This is a genomic window from Candidatus Cyrtobacter comes, from assembly GCF_034470605.1.
Taxonomy (GTDB): domain Bacteria; phylum Pseudomonadota; class Alphaproteobacteria; order Rickettsiales; family Midichloriaceae; genus Cyrtobacter; species Cyrtobacter comes.
Genome location: NZ_JARGYT010000136.1, coordinates 1 through 1,259, shown reverse-complemented (window position 1 = coordinate 1,259; position 1,259 = coordinate 1). Strand labels below are relative to the sequence as shown.

General features: G+C 34.3%; 1 protein-coding gene. It reads right to left on the bottom strand.

Going from position 1 to position 1,259, the window contains the following annotated elements:
- Positions 1 to 85: 85 nt before the first annotated feature.
- Positions 86 to 1,159, bottom strand: a complete 1,074-nt coding sequence (locus tag Cyrtocomes_RS06025; RefSeq protein ID WP_322498284.1) for a leucine-rich repeat domain-containing protein — start codon at positions 1,157 to 1,159, stop codon at positions 86 to 88.
- Positions 1,160 to 1,259 lie beyond the last annotated feature (100 nt).

The window sequence follows — 1,259 nt, the reverse complement described above, 5'->3', positions numbered from 1 at the left end:
GAAACAACCTTTTATCCATCTAAATACCATATTTATCGCCTCCAATATAATATTGCATCTTTTCCATTATTTGGCAAAACCTTTGTTAACAGTGCCTAATATTTGCAGCAAGTAGCCCATAGTTCTCAATTTGAGTTTGCGCTATAATAAAATACGCATCTCCAGCAAAATAATTGTGTAATAATATTGAGATATCATCTTCCGTGTACCAACTTCTCTCATTAATGCCTACATTGTGCGCCCTATTACTACTAGTTAGCTTTGCTGTATGCTTGAGTGTATCACTAGAGATTCCATCATTCTCACTAAGATCCACATATGTAAGGGATAGCAACACTCCAAAATCTATAGCATCATTTAAAGACCAGGCCCCTCGATCACCTATTTTATTATTATGAAGATCGAAAATTTCTAGATTAGAAAATGCGCCTTTATTATTATTAAGAACTTCTACAAAATTTATTAAAGCACTATCTACAAGTTGATTAGAGCTCATATTCAAAACTCTCAACACAGATGATACACCGCTCATAAAAGGGCTACCACCAAAAGGCCCAACTAGCCATCCGTTATCCCATATTTGATTGCCACCTACATATACAGACCTAATTCCCGATATATGTGGTGCTGACATATATTGACTACTTAAAGCATATGCTAAAACCCTAAAGCCTCCAGATGTAATTAAATTAGAACTCAAATCAAGAGATTCAACACCATATAACAAATTATTGAAAAACCATGATAAACAGCTCAGAACATCATCACTAATTTTAGCATTACTTAACTTTAAGTTCTCAATTTTCCCCTCAAATTGTAGAATTGAACAAATAGAATGTGCCAAATGCCACATATCCCTAGATGTTATGGGTATATTGCTTATGTCTATAGATTGAACTTCAGACAATAGATTTCTATCAAAGGCTAGCATAAAACCTTTAAAATCAAAAACCTTTACGCTATCATCGCGCAATTCAAAACTATTATCGTCATGATTGTATATGTCGGCAAAAGCAAAATTACACGCACCAGAGGGCTCAGCATCATTCTGAAGATCAACACCTGGCAAATCTTCAGCAACAACTGATTTATTTACATTCTCATCATTTAATTTATCAGCATCACTAACCAAATTAATATCTGGCAAATCTCTAGGCACTGTTAACAAAGGTTGTATTTAATAGATGCTAAAGCTATAAAGGCAAGGAAAGAGAGATCGGATTTCTCAAATCGTAATGCTAAGCGTCGATTTTCTTTGA